Source organism: Mycobacterium sp. UM_Kg27, assembly GCF_000972905.1.
Taxonomy (GTDB): domain Bacteria; phylum Actinomycetota; class Actinomycetes; order Mycobacteriales; family Mycobacteriaceae; genus Mycobacterium.
In genome coordinates, this window is the sequence record NZ_JRMM01000063.1 from 1 (window position 1) to 23,378 (window position 23,378).

Annotated in this window: 22 protein-coding genes; 11 read left to right on the forward strand and 11 right to left on the reverse strand. The window is 68.8% G+C overall.

Annotated elements, in window-relative coordinates; genetic code table 11:
* Positions 1-311: 311 nt before the first annotated feature.
* Positions 312-1,157: a hypothetical protein gene (locus LI94_RS11670; RefSeq protein WP_125078354.1), complete on the forward strand. Its 846-nt coding sequence runs from the start codon at positions 312-314 to the stop codon at positions 1,155-1,157.
* 96 nt (positions 1,158-1,253) lie between these two features.
* Positions 1,254-2,372, forward strand: coding sequence for a glycoside hydrolase family 76 protein (locus tag LI94_RS11675; RefSeq protein WP_024440171.1), 1,119 nt, complete (start codon positions 1,254-1,256; stop codon positions 2,370-2,372).
* A 20-nt stretch (positions 2,373-2,392) separates the two neighbouring features.
* Here LI94_RS11675 and LI94_RS11680 read toward each other — a convergent pair whose 3' ends face one another.
* Positions 2,393-3,091 (reverse strand): DedA family protein, encoded by a 699-nt coding sequence (locus tag LI94_RS11680; RefSeq protein ID WP_024440170.1) that lies wholly within the window; start codon positions 3,089-3,091, stop codon positions 2,393-2,395.
* Between the two features lie 87 nt (positions 3,092-3,178).
* On the opposite strand from LI94_RS11680, the gene fbaA reads away from it, so the two are divergent.
* Positions 3,179-4,210, forward strand: coding sequence for a class II fructose-bisphosphate aldolase (fbaA, locus tag LI94_RS11685; RefSeq protein WP_046301283.1), 1,032 nt, complete (start codon positions 3,179-3,181; stop codon positions 4,208-4,210).
* A gap of 73 nt (positions 4,211-4,283) precedes the next feature.
* Here fbaA and LI94_RS11690 read toward each other — a convergent pair whose 3' ends face one another.
* Complete coding sequence (locus LI94_RS11690) at positions 4,284-5,081, reverse strand: membrane protein (RefSeq protein ID WP_046301284.1); 798 nt, start codon at positions 5,079-5,081, stop codon at positions 4,284-4,286.
* A 117-nt stretch (positions 5,082-5,198) separates the two neighbouring features.
* Between LI94_RS11690 and LI94_RS11695 the strand changes: the two genes are divergently transcribed.
* Entirely contained in the window at positions 5,199-5,615 is a 417-nt protein-coding gene (locus tag LI94_RS11695; RefSeq protein WP_192830958.1) for a DUF3151 domain-containing protein, read from the forward strand.
* A gap of 33 nt (positions 5,616-5,648) precedes the next feature.
* Here LI94_RS11695 and LI94_RS11700 read toward each other — a convergent pair whose 3' ends face one another.
* The 3 genes from LI94_RS11700 to LI94_RS11710 form a co-directional block, all read right to left on the reverse strand.
* On the reverse strand, positions 5,649-6,533 hold the full coding sequence (locus LI94_RS11700) for a cation diffusion facilitator family transporter (protein ID WP_024440166.1): 885 nt from the start codon (positions 6,531-6,533) through the stop codon (positions 5,649-5,651).
* Between the two features lie 67 nt (positions 6,534-6,600).
* Positions 6,601-7,386 (reverse strand): site-2 protease family protein, encoded by a 786-nt coding sequence (locus LI94_RS11705; RefSeq protein WP_046301292.1) that lies wholly within the window; start codon positions 7,384-7,386, stop codon positions 6,601-6,603.
* Positions 7,387-7,446: 60 nt separating this feature from the next.
* Entirely contained in the window at positions 7,447-8,040 is a 594-nt protein-coding gene (locus tag LI94_RS11710) for a peptidase M50 (RefSeq protein WP_125078355.1), read from the reverse strand.
* 184 nt (positions 8,041-8,224) lie between these two features.
* On the opposite strand from LI94_RS11710, the gene LI94_RS11715 reads away from it, so the two are divergent.
* Positions 8,225-9,526 carry an adenylosuccinate synthase gene (locus LI94_RS11715; protein WP_046301286.1) on the forward strand — a complete coding sequence of 434 codons (1,302 nt, stop codon included), beginning with the start codon at positions 8,225-8,227 and terminating at the stop codon, positions 9,524-9,526.
* Positions 9,523-10,176 (forward strand): PaaI family thioesterase, encoded by a 654-nt coding sequence (locus LI94_RS11720; protein ID WP_024440162.1) that lies wholly within the window; start codon positions 9,523-9,525, stop codon positions 10,174-10,176. The genes LI94_RS11715 and LI94_RS11720 overlap by 4 nt, the downstream gene beginning before the upstream one ends.
* A gap of 6 nt (positions 10,177-10,182) precedes the next feature.
* On the opposite strand, the gene LI94_RS11725 is transcribed toward LI94_RS11720, so the two are convergent.
* The gene (locus tag LI94_RS11725; protein WP_024440161.1) at positions 10,183-10,542 is read right to left on the reverse strand and encodes a DoxX family protein; all 360 of its coding nucleotides are present in this window, start codon (positions 10,540-10,542) and stop codon (positions 10,183-10,185) included.
* A 178-nt stretch (positions 10,543-10,720) separates the two neighbouring features.
* Between LI94_RS11725 and purT the strand changes: the two genes are divergently transcribed.
* From purT to LI94_RS11740, 3 genes are read left to right on the forward strand one after another with little or no spacing between them, the layout of a single operon-like run.
* Complete coding sequence (purT, locus tag LI94_RS11730) at positions 10,721-11,986, forward strand: formate-dependent phosphoribosylglycinamide formyltransferase (protein WP_046301287.1); 1,266 nt, start codon at positions 10,721-10,723, stop codon at positions 11,984-11,986.
* Positions 11,987-12,029: 43 nt separating this feature from the next.
* The gene (locus LI94_RS11735; RefSeq protein ID WP_024440159.1) at positions 12,030-12,434 is read left to right on the forward strand and encodes a rhodanese-like domain-containing protein; all 405 of its coding nucleotides are present in this window, start codon (positions 12,030-12,032) and stop codon (positions 12,432-12,434) included.
* Positions 12,431-13,660, forward strand: a complete 1,230-nt coding sequence (locus LI94_RS11740; protein WP_046301288.1) for an O-succinylhomoserine sulfhydrylase — start codon at positions 12,431-12,433, stop codon at positions 13,658-13,660. Before LI94_RS11735 ends, LI94_RS11740 begins: the two co-directional genes overlap by 4 nt.
* 40 nt (positions 13,661-13,700) lie before the next feature.
* Here the strand turns inward: LI94_RS11740 and LI94_RS11745 are convergent, their stop codons facing one another.
* The 5 genes from LI94_RS11745 to LI94_RS11765 form a co-directional block, all read right to left on the reverse strand.
* Positions 13,701-14,555: an SDR family oxidoreductase gene (locus tag LI94_RS11745; protein WP_024440157.1), complete on the reverse strand. Its 855-nt coding sequence runs from the start codon at positions 14,553-14,555 to the stop codon at positions 13,701-13,703.
* Between the two features lie 54 nt (positions 14,556-14,609).
* On the reverse strand, positions 14,610-15,371 hold the full coding sequence (locus LI94_RS11750) for an isocitrate lyase/phosphoenolpyruvate mutase family protein (RefSeq protein WP_046301289.1): 762 nt from the start codon (positions 15,369-15,371) through the stop codon (positions 14,610-14,612).
* 70 nt (positions 15,372-15,441) lie between these two features.
* Positions 15,442-16,635 carry an acyl-CoA dehydrogenase family protein gene (locus tag LI94_RS11755; RefSeq protein WP_024440155.1) on the reverse strand — a complete coding sequence of 398 codons (1,194 nt, stop codon included), beginning with the start codon at positions 16,633-16,635 and terminating at the stop codon, positions 15,442-15,444.
* Positions 16,636-16,673: 38 nt separating this feature from the next.
* On the reverse strand, positions 16,674-19,652 hold the full coding sequence (locus LI94_RS23790) for a PGRS repeat-containing protein (RefSeq protein ID WP_052739923.1): 2,979 nt from the start codon (positions 19,650-19,652) through the stop codon (positions 16,674-16,676).
* 141 nt (positions 19,653-19,793) lie between these two features.
* Positions 19,794-21,335, reverse strand: coding sequence for a long-chain fatty acid--CoA ligase (locus tag LI94_RS11765; RefSeq protein WP_046301290.1), 1,542 nt, complete (start codon positions 21,333-21,335; stop codon positions 19,794-19,796).
* A gap of 403 nt (positions 21,336-21,738) precedes the next feature.
* On the opposite strand from LI94_RS11765, the gene LI94_RS11770 reads away from it, so the two are divergent.
* Both LI94_RS11770 and LI94_RS11775 read left to right on the forward strand, forming a co-directional pair.
* Positions 21,739-22,317 carry a hypothetical protein gene (locus LI94_RS11770; protein WP_239651208.1) on the forward strand — a complete coding sequence of 193 codons (579 nt, stop codon included), beginning with the start codon at positions 21,739-21,741 and terminating at the stop codon, positions 22,315-22,317.
* 44 nt (positions 22,318-22,361) lie between these two features.
* A partial coding sequence (locus tag LI94_RS11775) for a nucleotide pyrophosphatase/phosphodiesterase family protein (protein WP_046301291.1) occupies positions 22,362-23,378 on the forward strand: 1,017 nt, incomplete at its 3' end.

A 23,378-nucleotide genomic window follows, 5' to 3' on the forward strand; every position in this document is an offset into this window, starting at 1 on the left:
GACCCCGATCGAATACGAGACGATCATGACCACACCGGCCAGTCAGGCCGCGTGACCGAAACTGTCACCTATCCGTGCAGCAGACCCTATGTTGGATAACTATATGTTTCATTCCGGTTCTGCTGAGTGGATTGACGGGGTTTCGTCATGCCGGACCGCTCTCTGTTCACGCTTTGCGCGAGCGATCACCGGTAAAAACCCAGTCCCAACAGGGTAATTCGGGACGAATTCCAGGGATTTCCCTGTATCGGCGCCGTTAAGGAACGAGTTAGCGTACCGGTTGCCAGATTCGGCCAGGAATGAGGTTTGCTATGAAAATACGTGAGAGTTTGCGTCCCTGCGCCACCATGGGTGTCGCTTTGGTAGCTGCCAGCGCGGTCATCACCGCTCCCGGGGCGGTGCCCGGCGCGGCGGCGCACACCGTCGGCGCCGGAGTCGCGCTGACCAGCCTGGGCTGGACGGACGTCGAGTTCCTTACCCCCGACGGTTGGGAGATGTTCGACTCCGCCGTGTTGGCGCAGGCCTACGCCGACGATCTGACCGCGACGACCCTGTCGTACGGCCAAACCGCGGTCGAGTGGGCCGGCTGGCTCGAGCCCTTCCTGTCCTTTGCCGGGATCTCGGGACTGGCGGACTGGGTTTCCGACCGCTATGACCTGTTCACCGATATCCTCGCCCCCGGCTGGGACCCCCTGCCCTGGTTCGCGGGATTCTTTGAGTCCATCGGCAACGACCCCAACATTCTTTTCGGCCCGATGGCGGACATCGACCTCGGCTGGGTGTACGGCTTGCTGGGGATCTCGGCCGAGGACGGCGACCAGCTCAACTCTCTGCTGGAGCTCGCATCGGGCTATGCCGGCGGCATGCTCACGTGGGAGCTGATGGGGATCTACGCGGTCGTACCGGGGGCGATCAATGCGGTTGTCGACGGCACCATCAGCCTCGACGATCTCTTCCCCGAGGCGGGCAGCCAGCTGGATCTGCTGGCTAACCTCGCCGGGGAATCGATGATGAACTGGTTGACGTCGACGGAGGAGACGCTGACCAATTCGATGGATGAGGTGATAGACATCCTGGAGAATTCGCCGGGCGTTCAGTGGATTCTCGACATCGTCAGCCAGCTCAGTGATGGGGCCGGTGTCGAGCTGCCGTTCTGACCGCCGACCGCCGAGCGATGCGCAACTTTCCCGCGGCCGATCCGCGGGAAAGTTGCGCGTTCGGCTTATGCGGCAAGATCTAGGGCCATGGACCCCATGGATCTCCTCTGGGCAAATCGGGCCGAGAGCGCCGAGGCTGCCGTCAGCGCGAGACACCTCAAGTCGCTCTGGCATCTGCCGGGCACCCAGCTCGGCGTGGTCGCCTGGCCGCCGATCCGGCGCGCCCCACACTGGCACTACTGGTGGCAGGCCCACCTGATCGACTGCCTGGTCGATGCCCAGCTGCGGGATCCACAACCCGAACGGGTGACACGGATCAAACGGCAGATCCGCACCCACCGGCTGCGCAACGTGGGCCGCTGGACCAACGCCTACTACGACGACATGGCCTGGCTGGCACTGGCGATCCAACGCGCAGCCACCGTCACCGGTGTCGACCGACACCGCGCCTTGGGCACCCTGACTCGCGAGCTGACCGAATCATGGATGCCCGAAGCCGGCGGTGGCATTCCATGGCGCAAGGACGAACAGTTCACCGCCCCCTTCTTCAACGCCCCCGCCAACGGCCCGGCCGGGATATTTCTGGCCCGCGAACCCGGGTGGCTGGAGCGTGCCCAGCAAATGGGCGACTGGATCGAAGCGACCCTGATCGACCCGGACACCGACCTGGTGTTCGACGGCATCAGGGAGGGTTCGCTGGTGCGTGCCGAGTACACCTACTGCCAGGGCGTGGTGCTCGGGCTCGAGACCGAGTTGGCGGTGCGCACCGGGGACCCGCGCCACGCCGCCCGGGTGCGCCGGCTGGTGGCCGCGGTGAGCAAGCGGATGGCCCCGGGCGGGGTGATCAAGGGCGCCGGCGGCGGCGACGGCGGGCTGTTCGCCGGGATCACCGCCCGCTACCTGGCACTGGTCGCCACCGCGCTGCCGGAGGAGTCCGCCGCCGACGCCGAGGCACGCGACACCGCCGGCGGGTTGGTGCTGTCATCGGCGAAATCGGCGTGGGATTACCGGCAATCGGTCGACGGGCTGCCGTTGTTCGGGGCGTTCTGGGACCAGCCCGCGGAGCTGCCCCGGGCCGATGGCGTCGTGGCCACCTCCATTGCCGGTGCGGTGCGCGAATCCGAGATCCCCGAACGTGACCTGTCGGTGCAGTTGGGCGGCTGGATGCTGATGGAGGCCGCGCACTGTGTCGCGGCCGCCGCACCGGCCCGGTGACTCTGCCCTGAGCGCCCGGTCTACTCGGGCTGTTGCGCCGTGAGCGCCGAGTCAGCGGTGGCGTCCGCGGGTGCTCCGCCGCCGCGGCGGCTGCGGTAGGCCTTCGCCGTGGCGATGAACGCCGGGATCATCGAGACGAACAGGATCACCAGGATGATCTTTTCCAGGTTCTCGTGGACGAACGGCACGTTGCCCAGAAAGTAACCCAGCGTCGTCACGCCGGCGCCCCACAGGATGCCGCCGACGATGTCGAACGCCAGATACACCGGGTAGCGCATGTAGGAGACACCCGCGACCACCGGCACGAACGTCCGGACGAACGGCGCGAACCGGGCCAGGATGATCGCCCACGGCCCGTACTTCTCGAAGAACGCGTGCGACTCGGTCACGTAGTGCTTCTTGAAGAAGCGGGAATCTTCCTTCTTGAACAGCGCCGGCCCGATCCGCCGGCCGATGAAGTAGCCGCACTGATCGCCCAGCACCGCCACCACAGCGACTGCGGGCGCCAAAATCCAGATGTCGGGAGCCAGCCCCTTGGCGGCCAGCAGACCACCGGTGAACAGCAGTGATTCACCCGGCAGCAGGGGGAACAGCAGACCGGTCTCGATGAAGACCACCACCAGGATGGCCGGCAGTACGGCGCCGTGGAAGATGCCCCCGGAACCGAGCCAGTACATCGGGTCCAGCAGGCCGGGCATCGCGACCACGGTGGTGCTCATGACGCACCAACATACCGGGGGGTACCGGTGAAACCGCCCCTGAGATACTCGGGGGCAGGTTCGGTCAGCCAAGAGGAGAGAGTTCCCATGCCCATCGCCACCCCCGAGGTCTACGCCGAGATGCTGGGCCGCGCTAAGCAGAATGCGTACGCGTTCCCGGCGATCAACTGCACGTCATCGGAGACCATCAACGCCGCGATCAAGGGCTTCGCCGACGCCGGCAGCGATGGCATCATCCAGTTCTCCACCGGCGGCGCCGAGTTCGGCTCCGGCCTGGGCGTCAAGGACATGGTGACCGGCGCGGTGGCACTGGCCGAGTTCACCCACGTGATCGCCGCCAAGTACCCGATCAACGTGGCCCTGCACACCGACCACTGCCCGAAGGACAAGCTGGACGGCTTCGTGCGGCCGCTGCTGGCGATCTCGGCTGAGCGGGTCAAGGCCGGCGAGAACCCGCTGTTCCAGTCGCACATGTGGGACGGCTCGGCGGTGCCGATCGACGAGAACCTGGAAATCGCCAAGGAGCTGCTGGCCAAGGCGGCGGCCGCCAAGATCATCCTGGAGATCGAGATCGGCGTGGTCGGCGGCGAAGAGGACGGGGTGGAAGCCGAGATCAACGAGAAGCTCTACACCACCCCCGAGGACTTCGAGAAGACCATCGACGCCCTCGGGGTCGGCGACCACGGCGAGTACCTGCTGGCCGCCACCTTCGGCAACGTGCACGGCGTCTACAAGCCCGGCAACGTCAAACTGCGCCCCGACATCCTGGGCGACGGTCAGAAGGTGGCGGCGGCGAAGCTGGGTCTGGCGGCCGGCTCCAAGCCGTTCAACTTCGTCTTCCACGGCGGCTCGGGTTCGCTGAAGTCCGAGATCGAAGAGGCGTTGCAGCACGGTGTGGTGAAGATGAACGTCGACACCGACACCCAGTACGCGTTCACCCGCCCGATCGCCGCGCACATGTTCACCAACTACGACGGGGTGCTCAAGATCGACGGCGAGGTCGGCAACAAGAAGACCTACGACCCGCGCAGCTACCTCAAGAAGGCCGAGGCCGCAATGACCGAGCGGGTCATCGAGGCCTGCAACGACCTGCACAGCGCCGGCAAGAGCCTGGCCTGAGTCGCTGACTCGGCGCGTTCACGGCGGGGCGGTTCGAGCCGGCCCCGCCGGGGCGCAGAGTCGATGGGCGTTGCTAGCTCCCGTGTGACTGGCAGATCTTCCACTGGTCGTCGCGGAACTGCAGGTCGAAGCTACGAGTGGAGCGGACCCGCGGTTCGTAGGCCATGAAAGCGGTGACATTGGCCTCGGCCTGGCCGTCGTTGACGACAACCTCGTCGATGCTGGCGACCACCGGGTATTGCTTGGCCGCCGCGATTCGGCGGTGGGTGTCGTCCCAGGCCTTCTGGTCGTAGTTGACGTAGCGGTCGCGGATGTCGCCGCAGGTGAGGCTGCGCAGTGCGGCCAGGTCACCGTTCTGCATGGCGATGTCGAAGTTCTGGATCGTGGTGCGCACATGTTCTTCTTGCGAGGCGGCCTGGCGAGTGTCGCGGGTCAGCCACAGCGTGCCCAGCACCGCGATGACCGCGAGCGCCATGATGATCAGGATCACCGCCATCACCCAGCCCCAGCTGCGCGAGACGGTCGACGGCAGTTTGCCGCCGACCCGCGCCGGGATCTGTTGCGGTATCGCCTTTCCCGTCTCGTCGCCTTGCTGGGCGATCACTTCGGTTTCGGCATCGCCCATCGACGGGATGACCTCGGTGTGCCCGGCGTCGAATCCGGGTGCGGTGAAGCGGCGTTCCGGTGACCCGTCGGGACCGGGTTCGGTGGGCGTGGCCTCGGTGGTGATCACCTCGGTGACGGCGTCGGCTTCGGCCGGTGTCTCCGCCAGGATGGCCGTCGCGGTCTCGTCGCCGTCGGGCTGCTCAGTGGGAGCGCTGGCTTCGTCGTCGGTCGGCTCACTGTTGTCCGGTTCCGGTGGGTTCGGCATGAGTGGCTGATCCTCCAATGTCCGCCGGCTGATTCGGATCGGCTGGCGCTAGTTTACTGAGCGAGCCTGCCGATCGCCGGAGTGGCTGGCCATGGACGGCACGGCACAATGAACGATGTGACCCTCACCGGTGATCTCCTGCGCCCCGATCCGATCTTGCTGCCCGGCGACCCCGACGCCGAGGCCGCCCTGCGGGCCAACCAGAACCCCGAGCTCGTCGCGGCCGCGCATCCGGCTGCCTCGGTGGCATGGGCGGCGCTGGCCGAAGCGGCGTTCGCCGAGGACAGGGCGGTCACCGCCTACGCCTACGCGCGCACCGGCTACCACCGGGGCCTGGACCAGCTGCGCCGCAACGGCTGGAAGGGCTACGGCCCGGTGCCGTACGCGCATGAACCCAACCGTGGCTTCTTGCGGTGTGTGGCCGCGCTGGCGCGTGCCGCCACCACCATCGGGGAGACCGACGAACAGACGCGCTGCCTGGCTCTGCTCGACGACTGCGATCCCGGCGCTCGCACCGCGCTGGGGCTGAGCTGACCCACGGCGTACCCGTCGAGAACACCTAGGGCATCACCCGAGTGGGCAACGACCACCCTGCCCGGCAGGCTCCACCTGCACGGTGGCGTGGGTAAGCCCGCGGGCGGCCAGCACGGCCCGGGCGTCGGCCAATACGCGGCCGGCGTCGGCGCTGGTGCCCAGGTGGGCGGTGGCCATGTCCTGGCCGGGCACCAACGTCCAGACGTGCAGGTCATGCACGTCGGTGACGCCGTCGACGGCGGCGAGCGCCGCGCGCAGCTCGGCGACATCGATGTGGCTGGGGGAGGCCTCGGACAGGATCCGCAGGGCCGCGCCGGCCAGTGCGAACGCCCGGGGCAGCACCCATAGCGCGACGAAGACCGCGACCACTACGTCGGCGTAGGGCCAGCCGGTGGTGATGGTGACCACGCCGGCGATCAGCACGCCCACGCTGCCGACGGTGTCGGCGACCACCTCCATGTAGGCGCCGCGCACCGCCAGACTCTCGGTCGAGTGCGATCGCAGCACCCACGCGACGCCGACATTGACGGTGATTCCGGCCAGGGCGACCACGATCATCGGCACCCCGGGTACGTCCGGTGCGGTGCCGATGCGGCGGATCGCCTCGGTGAGAATGAACGTCGCCACCCCGATCAGCAGCACCGCATTGGCGACCGCGGTGAACACCTCGGCGCGGTGCCAGCCGTAGGTGCGCGACGGTGACGTGCTGCCGCGCCGGGTCAACATCACCGCGGCCGCCCCCATGAACAGGGCGGCCAGATCGGTCAGAAGATGGCCTGCGTCGGCCAGCAGGGCCATCGAGTTGATGGTGATCGCCGTGGTCAGTTCGATGACGAAGAACGCGCTCAGGATGGCGGCGCCGAGGACCATTCGAGACAGCCGGGAGTCGGTGTGACGGTGATCGTGACCGGCGCCCATGGGAGGTGAATATAGGCGGACTGGCCCGCTGTTGGGCGTGAAGTCGGGTTCACACCGGGCGGGGAACTCAGAACCAGGAATTCCAGAACTGGGTCAGGCTCAAACCCCACGACACCAGCAGGCGCGGCACATCGAACAGGTCGAAGAACCACAACACCAGCGAGAAGAACTTCTGGTTCAGCATCGGCGACGCCAGCAGCAACATCAGCAGCACCAGCAGGCCCCACTGCTGGAACGGCGCCACGGCGCGTCGGGTCGCCGGGCTCAGGTGCGGCTCCAGCGCGCCGTAGCCGTCGAGTCCCGGGACCGGCAGCAGGTTCAGTACCACCGCGGTCAGCTCCAGGAAGCCCAAGAACGCCACCCCGGACCAGAACACCGGATGCGCAGGGTCATACAGGGCGCGGGTGGCACCCAGCAACAGCACGGCCAGCACCAGGTTGGCGGCCGGACCCGCCAGACTGACCAGGGTGCGCCGCCGCGGCGTCATGAACGACGTCTGCACATAGACCGCCCCGCCGGGCAGCCCGATGCCGCCGAGCACGATGAACAGCATCGGCAGCACCAGGGACAGACCCGGATGGGTGTAGCGCAGCGGGTTGAGGGTCAGATAGCCGCGCATCTCTGCACCGTGGTCACCGAACCGCCAGGCGGTGTAGGCGTGGCCGAACTCGTGTAGGCACAGCGAGACCAGCCAGCCGGCGATGACGAACACGAACACCCCGGCGTAGGCGAGCGGCCGGATCTCTTCACCGGCCCGCCACGCCAGCGCACCGCCCAGGACAGTCACGGCCACCAGTGCCAGGAAGACCGGGCTGGGCCGTACCGCCTGCCCGCGCAGCGGATGCACGTTCACCCAGTAGAAGCTAGCCACCGTGCGGCCGGGACGCTCTCGGCGGTCCTCCGGCCGGCCTCGTCATCGCACGAGCAGCCAGTCCTCGATGTGGCGATAAAAGGTGGACCGCTTCACCGTTCGGCTGCTGTAGACGCCGTCGCGCACCACCAGCGCGCCGGTGGTGCCCAGCTGGGCGGCGCGGCCCGCCACCCAGCGTCGTACCCGGCCGCGCCGGCCCGGGAGACCGGCGCGCACTCCCGGCGCGGTGCCCGTCGGCTCGATCAGCACCTCGGCCACATCTCCGTCGAACAGGGCGGCGTCGTCGACGATTCCCTCACCGTGCAGCACCGCGGCGCCGTCCACCGGCAGCCACCGGCCGACACCCACCAGTGCGGTGCCGGCGTCGTCGCGGACCAGCGGCACCGGCTGAGCAGCACCCCGCCGGGCCCGCCGTGCGGCCCGCCACCCGGCCGGCAGCCGGTAGGCCGCGGTGGCCGGTGTGCGTCGTTGCGGCACGTACCCGACCTCGACGTCGAGCCGGTCGGTGCGCAGCAGACGGGTCAGTATTCGCGCCAGGTCCGCGTCCGCGCCGACGACGGCCAACCTGCCGTAGCGGTCGATCGCGGCGTCCAAGGCGTTCGGGTCATCGGTGCTCGTATCGTCGCCGAATTGCACTGTGGGTAGCCCTCGCAAGGGGCGCGGCAGACGACGTCCGGCAAACAGCAGGACGACGGTTTCGGACGGCAGCTGCAGGCTCTCCGTGCCGTTAGTGGCGTTCAACACGCTCCTTGTGAATCTCTTCAGATAGGCTCAGTCACCGGCTGGACCACAGTAAGCCAAGACAGTTAGCGAGAATTCCATGCCGGCAATCGTCGTCATCGGCGCCCAGTGGGGCGACGAGGGCAAAGGTAAAGCGACCGACCTACTCGGCGGACGAGTCCAGTGGGTGGTGCGCTACCAGGGTGGCAACAACGCCGGCCACACGGTGGTCCTGCCCACCGGGGAGAACTTCGCGCTGCACCTGATCCCGTCGGGGATCTTGTCGCCGCACGTCACCAACGTCATCGGCAACGGTGTCGTGGTCGATCCGGGGGTGCTGCTGGTCGAGTTGGAGGGTCTGGAACGCCGTGACGTGGACACCTCGCGGCTGCTGATCTCCGCCGATGCGCATCTGCTGATGCCCTATCACGTGGCCATCGACAAGGTGACCGAGCGCTACATGGGCAGCAAGAAGATCGGCACCACCGGCCGCGGCATCGGTCCCTGCTACCAGGACAAGATCGCCCGGATCGGGATTCGGGTCGCCGATGTGCTCGACCACGAGTCGCTGGCCCAGAAGATCGAGGCCGCCCTGGACTTCAAGAACCAGGTGCTGGTCAAGATCTACAACCGCAAGGCGCTGGAGCCCCAGCAGGTGCTCGAAGATCTGCTGGAGCAGGCCGAGGGCTTCAAACACCGCATCGCCGACACCGGGCTGCTGCTGGGCGCCGCGCTGGACCGCGGTGAGAACGTGTTGCTGGAAGGCTCGCAGGGCACCCTGCTCGACGTCGACCACGGCACCTACCCCTACGTGACGTCGAGCAACCCGACCGCGGGCGGCGCCGCAGTGGGATCCGGTGTCGGCCCGACCCGCATCACCACGGTGCTGGGCATCCTGAAGGCCTACACCACCCGGGTGGGTTCGGGACCGTTCCCCACCGAACTGTTCGACGCCAACGGCAAATACCTGTCCAAGACCGGCGGCGAGGTCGGGGTGACCACCGGGCGTCAGCGGCGCTGCGGCTGGTTCGATGCGGTGATCGCGCGCTACGCCACCCGGGTCAACGGCATCACCGACTACTTCCTGACCAAGCTCGACGTGCTCTCCAGCCTGGAGACCGTGCCGGTCTGCGTCGGCTACACCGTCGACGGCAAACGCACCGACGAGCTGCCCATGACCCAGGAAGAGTTCGCCCGCGCCGAGCCGGTCTACGAGGAACTGCCGGGCTGGTGGGAGGACATCTCCGGTGCCCGCACCTTCGAGGACTTGCCCGCCAACGCGCGCGACTACGTGTCGCGGCTCGAGGAGATCGCCGGCGCGCAGGTCTCGTGCATCGGGGTCGGTCCCGGACGGGAGCAGACCATTGTGCGACGCGACGTGGTGAGGGGCACCGGCGCGTGAGCGAGGGGCAGTCCCCGGGCGCTGACGACACGGCCACCGACCCGGACTACGCCAGTCACGGTGGATTCCCGGACTACGCGGTCGTCGACCCGAGCCCAGGCTTCGCACGGTTCCTCACCACGATGCGGCGTCTGCAGGACTTGGCGGTGTCGACCGACCCCGACGACGCCACCTGGGATGAGGCCGCTGACCGCGTCGACGCGCTGGTGGGGCTGCTGGAGAAATTCCCGGCGTCGCAGGCTGTCGCCCCGGCCGGGCGGGCGCCGTCACTGCCGGGAATGGGCAGCCTGCTGCTGCCGCCGTGGCGGGTCAGCCGGTTCGAGCCGGACGGTGTGTCGATGACGGGCTCGTTCAGCCGGTTCCATGTGGGCGGCAACTTCGCAGTGCATGGTGGCGTGCTGCCGCTGCTGTTCGACTGGATGTTCGGGATGGTGGTGCACGCGGCCAACCGGCCGATCAGCCGCACGGCGTTCCTGCACGTCGACTACCGCAAGGTCACCCCGATCGACACCCCGCTGCTGGTGCACGCCCGGATCGAGCGGGCCGAGGGACGTAAGGCATTCATCGGTGCCGAACTCACCGACACCGACGGCACGGTGCTGGCCGAGGCGCAGGGCCTGATGGTGCGACTGCTGCCGGGGCAGCCCTAACTAGCCCTAACCGCTGCGCTGTGGTCCGCGCAGCGTCATCGACGCGAACAGGGCCAGAAACGACGCGGCGGGCACGGTGTTGGCGATGCTGTCGCGGACCCGGATGTGCGCGCCGACCGCCAGGACGAAATACAACGTCAACGCCGCGGTTGTCAGCCGTGCCAGTCCCGGAAACCGGTGTGCCGATAGCAGGCCGACCGCTGAGGCGGCTTTGACGATCGGCAGCACCGGCCTGATCTCTTGCGGGCATCCGACGGTGTCGAGCGCGGTGGTGATGAACGGCGCTGGGATGGCGCACAACACCGCGTCGGCGGCCTGGAAGGCGGCCAGGCCCGTGTAGGTCTTCGGTGAGGTCAGTGCACTCATGGGATCGACTCTATTCGGATGCGCCAGGACCGCTAGTCCAGATTCAGCGTCGCCATCGTCGCGATCCCGCCGATGCAGGCCCTGACAGCGCGGCGTGCGCGGTCGCTGCACCCCGGTCGGCTTTCCCCCTATCCTGGAGCAGCATGCAACATTGCCGTGGCGCGGGGAGGGTGGGGCGGTGAACGGCGAGCCGGGGGAGTTGGCGACCGAGCGGTTGCCCGTCGACGGTCCCAGCCGTACCCGCGTTGCATTGCTCGGGTCGGGTGATCTCAGCCGCGAGCTGGTGACGGCGCTGCAGCGCCTCGGCGCCGAGGTGATCGCCGTCGACCGCTACGCCGATGCCGCGTTGCACGGCATTGTGGATCGCTCCGTGGTGGTCGATCTCGGCGACAACGACGAACTGGCGGCGGCTATCCGGTGGCTGCAGCCGAAATTCGTGGTGGTCGCCTCCGAGGTGGTGGCAACCGACGCGTTGACCGCGGCCACCGACACCGGCGTCACCCAACTGGTGCCCGGTATCCGCGGAGCCCGGTTGGCCGCAGACCCCGAGGGCTTGCGGCGGCTGGTCTCCGAGGAGTTGGGGCTGCCTACGGCACCGTTCTGGTTCGCCGGGTCGGTGGAGGAACTCCGGGAGGTGGCCCAGCGGGCCGGTTACCCGACGTCGGTCAAACCGGTGGGCGGCTCGCTCGGCGAGGGCCGTTCGGTGATGGTCCGCGACAGCGACATCGAACCCGCCTGGCAGCGCGCGGTGGCGGCCAGCGCGTCGGAGACACCGCCGCGGGTGCTGGCCGAGACCATGGTGGAGTTTGACAGCGAGGTCACTCTGCTGGCTGTGCATCGGGACGGTCCGGACGGGCCGGCGCTGGACTTCTGCGCACCCATCGGCCACCGCAGTGTCGAGGAGCCCAATGGGCAACTGACGGTGGAGTTCTGGCAACCGCACCCGATGAACGCCGTGGCGCTGGGTGCGGCCAAGTCGATCGCCGCGCGGGTGGCTCGCGCGCTCGGTGGACGCGGCTTGTTCGGGGTGGAGCTCCTGGTATACGGCGACGAGGTGTATTTCGCCGGGGTCAATGTGCGCCCCTATGACGCCAACCTGCTGACGTTGCGCACCCAGCGGCTCTCGGGGTTCGAGTTGCAGGCGCGCGGGATCCTCGGGCTGGCGACCGACACCATCATGGTCTCGCCCGGCGCCGCTCGGCTGATCTATTCGCGCCGCCGCGTCGGTACCGCTGCCGAGGTGGACGGCCAGTCCGGGCCGGACCGGCTAGCGGTGGTCGCCGATGCACTCAGCGTGACTGAAAGTGATGTCGTGGTGTTCTCCCACCACGAGGGGCACCCCCGCCGGCGGCTGGGATTGGCGCTGGCCACCGGGCCAGACGCCGCGGTCGCCCGGGACCGTGCGGCGCAGGTGGCGACCATTTTGGGCAAGCTGTGGCCGTGACCCCCCGTGGCGTCGACCTGGTTCAGGTGCGAGACTTCCGCAGGTGAGCTACGCAGGGGATATCACACCTGAGCAGGCCTGGGCGATACTGCGCGACGACTCGGCGGCAACGCTCATCGACGTTCGCACCGACGCCGAATGGCGCTTCGTCGGACTGCCCGACGTCTCCGATCTGGGCCGCGAACTGGTCTGCATCGAGTGGGTTCACTCCGATGGAACGCCCAACCGCGACTTCTCCCGTGAACTGGCGGCGCGCGTTGCCGGCGGGCCGGCGATCTTCTTGTGCCGCTCGGGCAACCGTTCCATCGGGGCCGCCGAAACCGGTACCGCACTGGGCTTGACGCCGTCCTACAACGTGCTGGACGGCTTCGAGGGCAATCTCGATGAGCACGGCCACCGGGGAGGCACCGGCTGGCGCGCAGTCGGCCTGCCCTGGACGCAGTCATGAGCGACGCGGGACCGACCCGCTCCGTCCGCATCCCCAAACCGCTGCCGGACGGGGTCAGCGCGGCCACTATCGGGGTGCGCGGCGGGCTGCTACGCACCCAGTTCGAGGAGACGGCCGAGGCGCTGTTTCTGACCTCGGGATACGTCTACGACTCCGCGGCCGCCGCGGAGCAGGCGTTCACCGGCGAGGTGGACCGATTCGTCTACTCGCGCTACGGCAACCCCACGGTCTCGATGTTCGAGGAACGACTACGCCTGATCGAAGGGGCCCCCGCGGCGTTCGCCACCGCCAGCGGCATGGCGGCGGTGTTCGTGGCACTCGGTGCGCTGTTGAAGGCCGGCGATCGTCTGGTCGCCGCGCGCAGCCTGTTCGGGTCCTGCTTCGTGATCTGCAACGAGATCCTCCCGCGTTGGGGCGTGGAAACAGTGTTCGTCGATGGTGAGGACCTGGCGCAGTGGGAGCAGGCACTTTCGGTACCCACCAAGGCAGTGTTCTTCGAGACGCCGTCCAACCCGATGCAGTCGCTGGTGGACATCGCCGCGGTCACTGAGCTGGCCCACGCCGCCGGCGCGAAAGTGGTGCTGGACAACGTTTTCGCCACCCCGCTGCTGCAGCAGGGTCTACCGCTGGGGGTGGATGTGGTGGTGTACTCCGGCACCAAGCATCTCGACGGGCAGGGACGCGTCCTGGGCGGGGCGATTCTGGGCGATCAGGACTACATCGACGGTCCGGTGCAAACCCTGATGCGACACACTGGACCGGCGCTGAGTGCGTTCAACGCGTGGATCTTGTTGAAAGGCCTTGAAACGCTGGCGATTCGGGTTGACTTCGCAAATTCCGCGGCGCTCAAGATCGCGGAGTTCTTGGAGCAGCATCCGGCGGTGAGTTGGGTTCGCTACCCCTTCTTGGCGTCGCACCCGCAATACGAGTTGGCGCGCAAACAGATGTCCGGCGGCGGCACCGTCATCACCTTCGAACTCGACGGGCCGCACAGTGGTGCCAAGCAGCGGGCATTCGAGCTGCTGGACAAACTGAAACTGATCGACATCTCCAACAACCTGGGCGATGCGAAGTCGTTGATCACCCACCCGGCCACCACCACCCACCGGGCGATGGGGCCCGACGGGCGCGCCGCGATCGGACTCGGCGACGGGGTGGTGCGGATCTCCGTCGGGCTGGAAGGCACCGACGACCTGATCGCCGACCTGGATCAGGCGCTGCGATAGGCAGTTGCCCGGGATCACTCGGGGAGTGATCCCGGGGTGCTCAGTCGTCTTCGACGACGCCGGTGGCGTGCTGGGCGCGGTCCTCGTAGGCCTTGCGTGCCGCGGTGTCGAACTGCAAGAACACGGTGTCGTTGTGGGTCTTCTTGTTGAGCCAGCGACGGCCCCGGTCCGGCAGCAGGCTCGCCAGGATCGAGACGCGACGCCCGAAGCTGGGCACCGAGACCAGGGTCTTGGGCTTGTCGAGCACCTTGACGACGCCGGCGGCGATGTCTTCGGGCTCCACCGGCTTCTGGGCTGCCGACGGCGTCGTGCCCGAGATCAGTTCGGTGTTGGTGAAGGTGGGCAGCACGGCAGAGACGTTGACGCCCTGCGGTGCGAACTCGTCGGACATCGCGGTGCTCAGACCGACGACGGCGAATTTCGTTCCGGCGTAGAGCACCTGTCCGGGCACGGCGACGATGCCGGCCAGCGAGGCGATGTTGATGATGTGGCCGCGGCGGCGCTTGATCATCTCCGGGAGGACCAACTGGCAGCCGTTGAGCACGCCGTAGAAGTTGACCTCGGTCGCCGAGCGGATCGATTCGGGTGACTGGTCGAGGAACGGCCCGACCGGCATGACGCCGGCATTGTTGATCAGCACGTCGATGTGGCCGTCACCGTCGGCACGGGCCTTGTCCAGGAACGTCGAGAACGATTCGCGGTCGGTGACGTCCAGTGGGTGGCCGCTGACCTGACCGCCCGAACTCAGCTGCTTGACCGCCTTGTCGAGAACCGCGACGTCACGGTCGCCGATGACGACTCGAGCGCCACGCGCCAGCAGGGCAGTGGCGGTGGCCAGCCCGATACCACGGGCGGCGCCGGTGATGGCAATGGTCTTACCGCGAATGTTGTCCACGACGACGAACTTAACAGGTGTCAAATTCGGTGTCGACGGCGCGGAAGGATGTGCTCAGGCCCAGCGGGCCAGGACCTCCCCGGCGTGCTTGCCCACGGCGGCCTGCAGCAGCGGTCCGAAGCTGATCCGTGCGACGCCGAGCGCGCCGAACGAGGCCGGGTCGGCGGTATCGGGTGCGGCGAGCGCATTGACCGGCTTCGGCAGGGCTTCGGCCAGGATGCGCAGGGTTTCTGCGTCATGGAAACCGACCGGGTAGAGCACGTCCGCGCCCGCCTGCGCGCATTCGGTCAACCGCGCGATGGCCCGGTCGACCCGGTCGGTGTCGTCGCCGTCTTTACGCAGGAACAGATCGGTGCGGGCGTTGATCACCAGATGTGGGCCTGCGGCGTCGGCGGCTGTCCGCAGCGCGGCCACGTACTCGGCGTGCTCGGACGACGACCGCAGCCGCTTGTCTTCGCTGTGCACCGAGTCTTCGATATTGCATCCGGCCACGCCGGCATCCAGCAGGCTCTCGACCAGGCGGTCCGGCGACTCGGCGTAACCGGATTCGATGTCGAGGGACACCGGCACATCGACGGCGGCGGTGATCTTGCGGGCTCGGTCCAGCACCTCGGCGAACGACATGCCCTCGCCGTCGGCCTTGCCCAGCGATTCGGCGACCGGCTTGCTGCCGATGGTCAGCGCTGCGAATCCGGCGCCGACGGCCAGCTTCGCCGACCACACGTCCCACACGGTTGGCAGGATCACCGGATTGCCCGGTTGGTGCAGCGCCAGGAATGCCGCCGCCCGTTGCCCAAGAACCTCGCGACTCGTCATTTTCACAAGCCTGCCATGTGAGAATTCATCAGGGAAGCCCAGGTTTGCCTTCCGGGGCCGTTGCGCCGCATCAGCGGAAAGCGCTGAGACCGGTGAACGCCTGGCCGAGCACCAATTGATGCATTTCGGGGGTGCCCTCATAAGTCAGCACCGACTCCAGGTTGACCATGTGCCGGATCACCGGGTATTCCAGCGATATCCCGTTGCCGCCCAAGATGGTTCGCGCGGTTCGGCAGATCTCCAGCGCGGCTCGGGTGTTGTTGAGCTTGCCGAAGCTGACCTGCTCGGGGCGCAGACCGGCATTGTCTTTGAGCCGGCCCAGGTGCAGGGACAACAACTGTCCCTTGTGAAGCTCGAGGGCCATGTCGACGAGCTTGGCCTGGGTGAGCTGGAAGCCGGCGATCGGCTTGCCGAACTGGGTGCGTTGCGTGGCGTAGTCGCGGGCGGCCTGCCAGGCCGAGCGGGCCGCACCCATTGCGCCCCAGATGATTCCGTAGCGCGCCTCGGACAGGCTGGCCAACGCGCCCTTGACGCCGCGGGCCTGGGGCAGCAGGGCCTCGGCCGGCAGGCGCACGTCGTCGAGCACCAGTTCACTGGTGATCGAGGCGCGCAGTGACAGCTTGTGGTGGATGGTGTTGGCGCTGAACCCCGGGGTGTCGGTGGGCACGATGAAACCGCGGACACCGTCGTCGGTGGCCGCCCACACCACCGCGACGTCAGCGATGGAGCCGTTGGTGATCCACATCTTGCGGCCATTGAGAACCCAATCGGTTCCATCGCGCCTGGCCCGGGTCGTCATGGCGGCCGGGTCGGAGCCGACGTCGGGCTCGGTCAGCCCGAAGCAGCCGATCAGCTCCCCGGCGGCCATGCCTGGCAACCATTGCTGCTTCTGCTCTTCGGAGCCGTTGTTGTAGATCGAATACATCGCCAGCGAGCCCTGCACCGACACCAGGGAACGCAGGCCGGAGTCGGCGGCCTCCAGCTCCACGCAGGCCAGTCCGTAATGCACCGCCGACGCACCGCCACAGCCATAGCCGTCCAGGTGCATGCCCAGCAGCCCGAGCTTGCCGAACTCCCGGGCCAGTTCACGGGCCGGGAGGTCGCCTATCTCGAACCATTCGGCGATGTGCGGCATGACGTGTTCGGCGCAGAACTTGGCGACGGTGTCGCGCAGCGCGATCTCGTCGTCGGAGAGCAGGGTGTCCAGGCTCAGCGGATCGATCGGGTTGAAGGCCGGGGTATCAGAGGCGGCGCCGGTTGCCATTCGTTCATCCTGCCACCCAGAGCGTGGCTTGGATCAGGTCAGCTTGCGCTGTCGGAAGGCGCGCTGGGCGTCCCAGGCGCACCCGGCGTGCCATCGGCACTACCGCTGCCGCCGGCTCCGCCCGCCGCACCGGCCACACCGTCCGTACCGCCGTCGGCTCCGTTGCCTCCGACGCCGCCGCTACCGTCGCCGTTCGGGCCGATCTGGCCGCCGGTGCCGCCGGTGCCGCCCGCGCCGCCGGCGCCGCCGGGGCCGGTCTCGGTGGCGTCGGCGCCGTTGCCGCCGTTGCCCCCGGCGCCGCCGTCACCGCCGGTGGCCGCAGCGGTGCCGGTACCTCCATTGCCGCCGTTGCCGCCGGCTCCGCCGACACCGCCGGGCACGGTGATGGTGTCGGTCGAGTCATCGCCAGGCGAGGTGCGGCTGGCGCCGCCGGTACCCGCGTTACCGCCGCGCCCGCCGTTTCCGCCGGTACCGCCGTCCAGTCCGGTGCCGCCGTTGCCGCCGGTACCGCCCTGCGCGGTGGTGCTGACGCCGCCGTCTCCACCGTTGCCGCCGACACTCCCGGCTCCGATACCCGCGCCACCGGCGCCGCCATTGCCGCCGGCGGTGCCGTCGGTCAGGGAAGGCAGAGAACCGCCCTGGGCGCCGCTCCCGCCAGTGCCTCCGGTCCCGCCGTCGACGCCGGCACCACCGACGCCGCCCGCACCACCGGCGGACTGCAGCCCGTCGCCGCCGTCGCCGCCGTTGCCGCCGGTGCCGGCGATTCCAGCACCGCCACCGCCGCCACCGCCGCCGCCGCCCGAACCGATATCCGGTCGAGCGCCGCCGTTGACGATATTGCCTAGCGCACTGAAGAAGTCACCGAAGCCGGTGGCGCCGGTGCCACCGGCACCGCCCTGGCCGGCGACGCCGCCGCCGCTGGTGCCCCCGGACCCGCCGGCACCGCCGGCGCCTCCACTGCCGCCTAGGAACGAACCGTTTCCGCCGCTGCCGCCGCTGCCGCCGTAGCCAGCGGAGGCGCCGTCGCTGCCGTTTCCGCCGGTACCGCCATTGCCGCCGTTACCGCCACTGCCCGAGAGCGGGCCCGCCGAGGCGCCGTCGCCGCCCCTGCCGCCGTTGCCGGCGACCGCACCGGCACCGCTGGCGTCGCCGGCATTACCGCCGGCGCCACCACTGCCGGGCGTACCTGAGCCTCCTAGGAGGCCGCCGCCGGCGCTGCCGACGCCACCGTCGCCGCCGTCCCCGGCGTGGCCGCCGTCACCGCTGGCGAATCCTCCGGCCCCGCCGGCACCGCCATCGGCTCCCGAACCGCCGAAAAGTCCGCTGCCCGAGGTGAGCGACAACAGTGGGTTGCCGGACAGCTCGGCGACCTTGTCGAGGAGTTCCTGAAGGTCCGCGGGGTCCTTGCCGTTGACTGTCGAGATCTGGGTCAACGCCGTAATGATCTGATCCGGTGAACTGAAGAAGTTGGCCAGCGAGCCGGCGCCGCCGCCGTCACCGCCGGCACCGGCGATGCCACCGGTGCCGCTGCTGGCGCCACCCGTGCCGCCGTTACCGCCGGAACCCGCCTGCCCGCCGCTGAAGAAGCCGCCAAGTCCACCGGTGCCGCCGTTGCCGCCCGCGCCGGCGGCACTGTCGGCGCCGGTGACAGCACCGCCGACACCACCGTCGCCGGCGTTGCCGCCGGTGCCGCCGAACAGGAATCCGCCGAGCCCGCCGGCACCGCCGTTACCGCCCGCTCCCGCGGTGCTGCCGTCGCCGTCGGCGGCGCCACCGGCACCACCGTCGCCGGCAGCTCCACCGTTACCGCCGAAGATCGCGAACGTGGTGCCGCCCTGCCCACCGGTGCCGCCGGCCCCCGCGGTGCTGCCGTCGCCGTCCACGGCACCCCCGGCGCCGCCGGTGCCGCCCTGCCCGCCGGTGCCACCGAACAGCGAGAAGGTGCCGCCGCCGAGGCCACCAGTGCCGCCCGCGCCGCCCAGATCGTTGCCGGCGCCGCCGATGCCACCGTCACCGGCCGCCCCGCCGACGACCCCGCCGTACCGCGTCCACGACAGACCGCCGCCGCCGCCGTTGCCGCCCGCGCCGCCGGTGTCGCCGCTACCGCCGGCACCGCCGGTGCCCCCGGCGCCGCCGATCTTGAACAGGTTGGCGCCGACCGACGGTTTCGAGCCGCCGGCGGTCGGGCCGTTCGCGACCGCTGTACCCCCGTTGCCGCCGTGACCACCGGCCCCGCCGGCGCCGTCCGTTGCATCGACCCCGGCCCCGCCGTTGCCGCCGACGCCGCCGAAGGAGAACCACTTTCCGGCCGCACCGCCACCGTCGCCGCCGTTACCGCCGTCCCCTCCGGCCACGGCATCGCCGCCCTGGCCGCCCGCGCCGCCGATCCCGATCAGGGTTCCGCTGGTGCCGCCGTCACCGCCGTCGGCGCCGGCGCCACCGATACCGCCGGCACCACCGTTGCCGAACCACCCGGCCGCGCCGCCGTTGCCGCCGGCCACCCCGGCCACATCGGAGTCATAGCCCGCGCCGCCGTCGCCGAACAGCCAGCCACCGCCGCCGCCGGTCGGGTCGTCCTCGGTGCCGGCCAGGCCGTTGCAGATCAGTCCGCACACGGAGTCGGAGGCGAACATCGGATTGATCAGATCGCCGATCTGCTGCCCGAAGGAACTGGACATCCAGTCCTGCATGCCGGTGTGCAGATCCAGGTAGATGCTCTGCGCGAAGTCATCGAAACTGAACGTGGAGAAGCTGAAGTCGGCCGCTCCCAGACCGTCGAACCAACTCGACAGATCCCCAAGGCCCAGGGCGCTGGGGTCGAACACCGCGCTGCCGACATCGCCCGGGTCGAACCAGCTGGCCGGGTCCATCCAGTAGCTCGGGTCGAGCAGATCTTCCAGATCGGCACTGGCGGTGGGCGCGAATCCCACCGGGCTCAGTCCCAGCGTCAGCACGGCGCTCGCTGCCAGAGTGCGGTGGCGGCGCTGGGACGCAACGGATTTGCGCTGGGGCGCCATTGGGTACCTCTTCGGTGCAGCGGTCGCGGCCATAACGCCGAACCAGATTCAGGGGGTTCAGATCCGGAATTTACCGGAACTTAACAAAAGCTGCAGGACTCTGGAAGGGCGCTGCTTACTACCTGCGCGTCACCTGTGACATCACTGTCTGTCTGGTCGGCCGGAGAGCACCTCTCGGAGCTGGTACTTCACCACTTTCCCGGACTGTGTGCGGGGCAAGGCGTCGACGAACTCCAGCCGGATCGGCAGTTTGAACGCCGCGAGCTTCTGCCGGGCGTGGTCTCGCAGCTCATCGAGCTCTAACGTGGCGCCCGGCCGCAGCACCACCACGGCCGTCACCGCCTCGCCCCACTTCTCGTGCGGGGTGCCCAGCACCGCCACTTCGGCGACGGCCGGATGTCCGTACAGCACGTCTTCGACCTCGGCCGGGTAGACGTTCTCGCCGCCGGAGATCACCATGTCCTTCACCCGGTCGAGCACCCAGACATAGCCCTCGTCGTCGGCCTGGCCGATATCGCCGGTGTGAAACCATCCCTCACCGTCGATCACTGCCGCGGTTGCCTCGGGATTGCGCCAGTAGCCGGCCATCACCTGCGGCCCTCGCACGCAGATCTCCCCGCGCGTGCCGGCCGGCACCGGCTGGTTCTCGAGATCGACAAGCCGCACATCCGACAGCGGCAGTACCTGGTTGCCCGCGGCGCCGATTTTCACGCCGACCTCATCGGTGCGCAGCACCAAGGCCAGCGGGGCGGTCTCGGTGAGCCCGTAGCCCTGTGCGAACGGAATGCCGCGCTCGGCGTAGCGGCGGATCAGTGGCTCGGGCACCGGCGCGCCACCGTAGACGAAGCTGCGCACGCTGGACAGGTCGGTGTCGGCGAACTCCGGCCGGTGGCTCATGAACAAGAACATCGCCGGCACCCCGAACATGGTGGTGACCCGTTCTTCGGCGAGGAGTCGCAGCGCTTCGGCTGGATCGAAGGTGGGCATCAGCACGATCCGGCCGCCCTTCTGCAGGGTCAGCAGCGTGGTGACGTTGAGCCCACCGATGTGAAACAGCGGCGCGCAGACCAGCGACACGTCGTGCTGGCTGGTGTCGAACGTCAGCAGGGCATTGATGTTGTTCCAGAACAGGTTTGCGTGAGTGAGCATGGCCCCCTTGGGGTGCCCGGTGGTGCCAGAGGTGTACATGATCACCGCGATGTCGTCGGGCTCGGCGAAGACCGGGTCGGCCAGGGGCGCCCGTTCGGCCAGCAGCTCGTCGAGCACCTCCCAGCCCGGGACCGGCGTCAGCGCGATCGCCCGGCGCAGGCCGGCCTGTCGGCGCACCGCATCGATCACTGCGGCGCGCTCGGCATCGGCGACCAGGGTGTGTACCTGCGCGTTGCCCAGGATGTAGCCGAACTCATCGGCGGTCAGTCGCCAGTTCAGTGGCACGAACGAGGCGCCGATCCGTGCCGCGGCGAACAACGTGACCAGAAAGTCCGGGTGGTTGAGGCCCGCGTAGCCGACCCGGTCCCCGCGCTGCATCCCTCCGGCGGCCAGCTCGGCCGCCAGCCTGTCGATCCGATTTGCGAAATCCAGGTAGGTCCAGGTGATTTCGCCGTAGGTGATGGCGGGGAGGTTCGGCGTCGCGGCGGCCCGCCGGGCGATCCAGGAGCCGAGATCGATTGGGGGTGTGTCCACGCCACGAACGCTAACCCGCTGACTGTCGGCGCACGGGTGGTTCGCCGCACGGACGCGGTGAGCCCGTTGGTGACGCTTATCGCTCGTGCTGATTCTTATATCCCGCAGATGGCCGATCTTCAATAAAAGATAGGAGCCGTGGGCCCTTTTATGTGGGTAGCCGAATTATTCGCCGTGTGTTTGGCCACGGCCTTTGTGGCGCCGATCTCAATTCCGGGCTTTACCAGGGGAAATGCCGCGTCTCGAGGGGTGGTGGCTGGAGCGGTGACGGAAAGTGAACGCTTTTTGAACATTGTTATTCAACGGGCTTTCCGGGTCGCGTAAGTGAGCGATAAACGACTACGTTCGTCCTCGGCCTGGCGGACCGTCGCCGGGCCAGGTTCATCGAGGAAGGTCTGGACGGATGAGCGGTCCCCGGGGTGGCGGCTTGAGCCGAGGGCAGCGGGCGGCGGCCCGTGTGACGGCCACGATTGTGTCCGCCGGATTCTGCTTGCTGGTCGCACCGGCGGCGCACGCCGACCTCGAGGACTTACTCGACATCGTGATCGGCGCGGCGAGTGCCGGCCCCGACCCTGTCGACGTGGCCGACCTTCCGGCGGGCTCGGTGGACCTGGCCGCCTCCGGAGTCCTGCAGGACCCGCTGGCAGAACTCGATCAGCTGTTGCACGGCGAGCCAGGGCAACTCAGTCCAGAACCGGCCACCGAGTCCAGCCCGGGCACGCCCACCGACACCAACTCCGGCGACACCACCCCGACACCTGCCAATGGCGAGCATGACACCGGCGACTCGGAAAACTCGAACAACTCCACCAGCTTCCCCAAGCTCAGCATGCCCAGCGGAGGCAACGGCGGCGGTGGTTCCGGCGGTGGCGGTAACGGCTCAGGTGCCCAGGGCGGCAATAACACCAAGACCAAGTCGAACACCAGCGCTGCCAAGCCCGGCGCCGATCTGCCGAAAGCCGAGGGCGACGGCGTCAGCTAGCTCCTGGGCTGCAGCGCGGCGCCGATCGATGGCAGGCTGAACCGGTGCCCGGTTCGATCTGCGACATCCTGCCGTCCGCGGCCGCGCTGCTTGGAGTTTCGGGCGCGACCGACACACTCGGTCTGCGCGAGCGCGTCGGTGGCGTGCAACGGGTGGCGGTGGTGCTGGTCGACGGGCTGGGCTACCAGCTGTTGCCGCAGCTGACGCGGGACGCCCCGCTGCTGGCCTCGGTGCTGGCCGGTACCACCGGTCAACTGACCGAACTGTCTTGCACGTTCCCCTCCACCACACCGACCAGCCTGGTCTCGCTGGGCACCGGCGTACCCCCGGGCGAGCATGGCGTGCTGGGCTTCACCGTCAATGTCCCCGGAACGGATCAGGTACTCACGCACATCTTCTGGGGTGACGAGCCGCCGCCGGCGCTCTGGCAGCCGGTGCCCACCTGGTTCGAGCGGCTGCGCGACGCCGGCGTGGCGGCCCGCGCCGTGCTGCCGGAGATGTTCGTCGGCAGTGGGCTGACCGAGTCCGCCTACCGGGGCGCGGAGTTTCGCCCGGTGGCCAAGGGCGAGCCCTACGCGCGGCGGGTCGCCGCGGAGCTGGCCGCGCCGGGCTTGGTCTACGGCTACACCGCAGCACTCGACCACGCCGCGCATGTGTCGGGAATCGGCTCACCGCACTGGCACGCCGCGGCCGCCAAAGTCGATGCGCTGCTGCGGCATCTCCTCGAGGAGCTGCCGCGCGACACGGCGCTGCTGGTGACCGCGGACCACGGCGGGCTCAACGTGCCCGAGGAGGCCCGCATCGACCTCGACGCCGACCCGGCGTTGCGGGCCGGAATCCGGGTGGTCGCCGGTGAGCCGCGGGTGCGCTACCTGCACACCGAGCCGGGCGCGACAGCCGACGTGCTGGCGGCCTGGACCGAACGCCTGGCCGGGCGCGCCCTGGTGCAAACCCGCGAACAGGCCGTCGCCTCAGGGGTATTCGGGCCGGTGCGGGACGGGCATCTGGCACGTATCGGCGACCTCGTGGTGACCTGTACCGGCGCTGTCTCTTATACACAT

What these genes read in the sequence shown, in the direction of transcription:
- LI94_RS11700 (WP_024440166.1), bottom strand. Translation starts at nt 6,533, where the DNA reads ATGGGCGCCGGTCACGATCACCGTCACACCGACTCCCGGCTGTCTCGA.
- LI94_RS11725 (WP_024440161.1), bottom strand. Translation starts at nt 10,542, where the DNA reads ATGAGTGCACTGACCTCACCGAAGACCTACACGGGCCTGGCCGCCTTC.
- LI94_RS11690 (WP_046301284.1), bottom strand. Translation starts at nt 5,081, where the DNA reads ATGCCGAACCCACCGGAACCGGACAACAGTGAGCCGACCGACGACGAA.
- LI94_RS23790 (WP_052739923.1), bottom strand. Translation starts at nt 19,652, where the DNA reads ATGGCGCCCCAGCGCAAATCCGTTGCGTCCCAGCGCCGCCACCGCACT.
- fbaA (WP_046301283.1), top strand. Translation starts at nt 3,179, where the DNA reads ATGCCCATCGCCACCCCCGAGGTCTACGCCGAGATGCTGGGCCGCGCT.
- LI94_RS11680 (WP_024440170.1), bottom strand. Translation starts at nt 3,091, where the DNA reads ATGAGCACCACCGTGGTCGCGATGCCCGGCCTGCTGGACCCGATGTAC.
- LI94_RS11770 (WP_239651208.1), top strand. Translation starts at nt 21,739, where the DNA reads ATGAGCGGTCCCCGGGGTGGCGGCTTGAGCCGAGGGCAGCGGGCGGCG.
- LI94_RS11715 (WP_046301286.1), top strand. Translation starts at nt 8,225, where the DNA reads ATGCCGGCAATCGTCGTCATCGGCGCCCAGTGGGGCGACGAGGGCAAA.
- LI94_RS11750 (WP_046301289.1), bottom strand. Translation starts at nt 15,371, where the DNA reads ATGACGAGTCGCGAGGTTCTTGGGCAACGGGCGGCGGCATTCCTGGCG.
- LI94_RS11670 (WP_125078354.1), top strand. Translation starts at nt 312, where the DNA reads ATGAAAATACGTGAGAGTTTGCGTCCCTGCGCCACCATGGGTGTCGCT.
- LI94_RS11740 (WP_046301288.1), top strand. Translation starts at nt 12,431, where the DNA reads ATGAGCGACGCGGGACCGACCCGCTCCGTCCGCATCCCCAAACCGCTG.
- LI94_RS11675 (WP_024440171.1), top strand. Translation starts at nt 1,254, where the DNA reads ATGGATCTCCTCTGGGCAAATCGGGCCGAGAGCGCCGAGGCTGCCGTC.
- LI94_RS11755 (WP_024440155.1), bottom strand. Translation starts at nt 16,635, where the DNA reads ATGGCAACCGGCGCCGCCTCTGATACCCCGGCCTTCAACCCGATCGAT.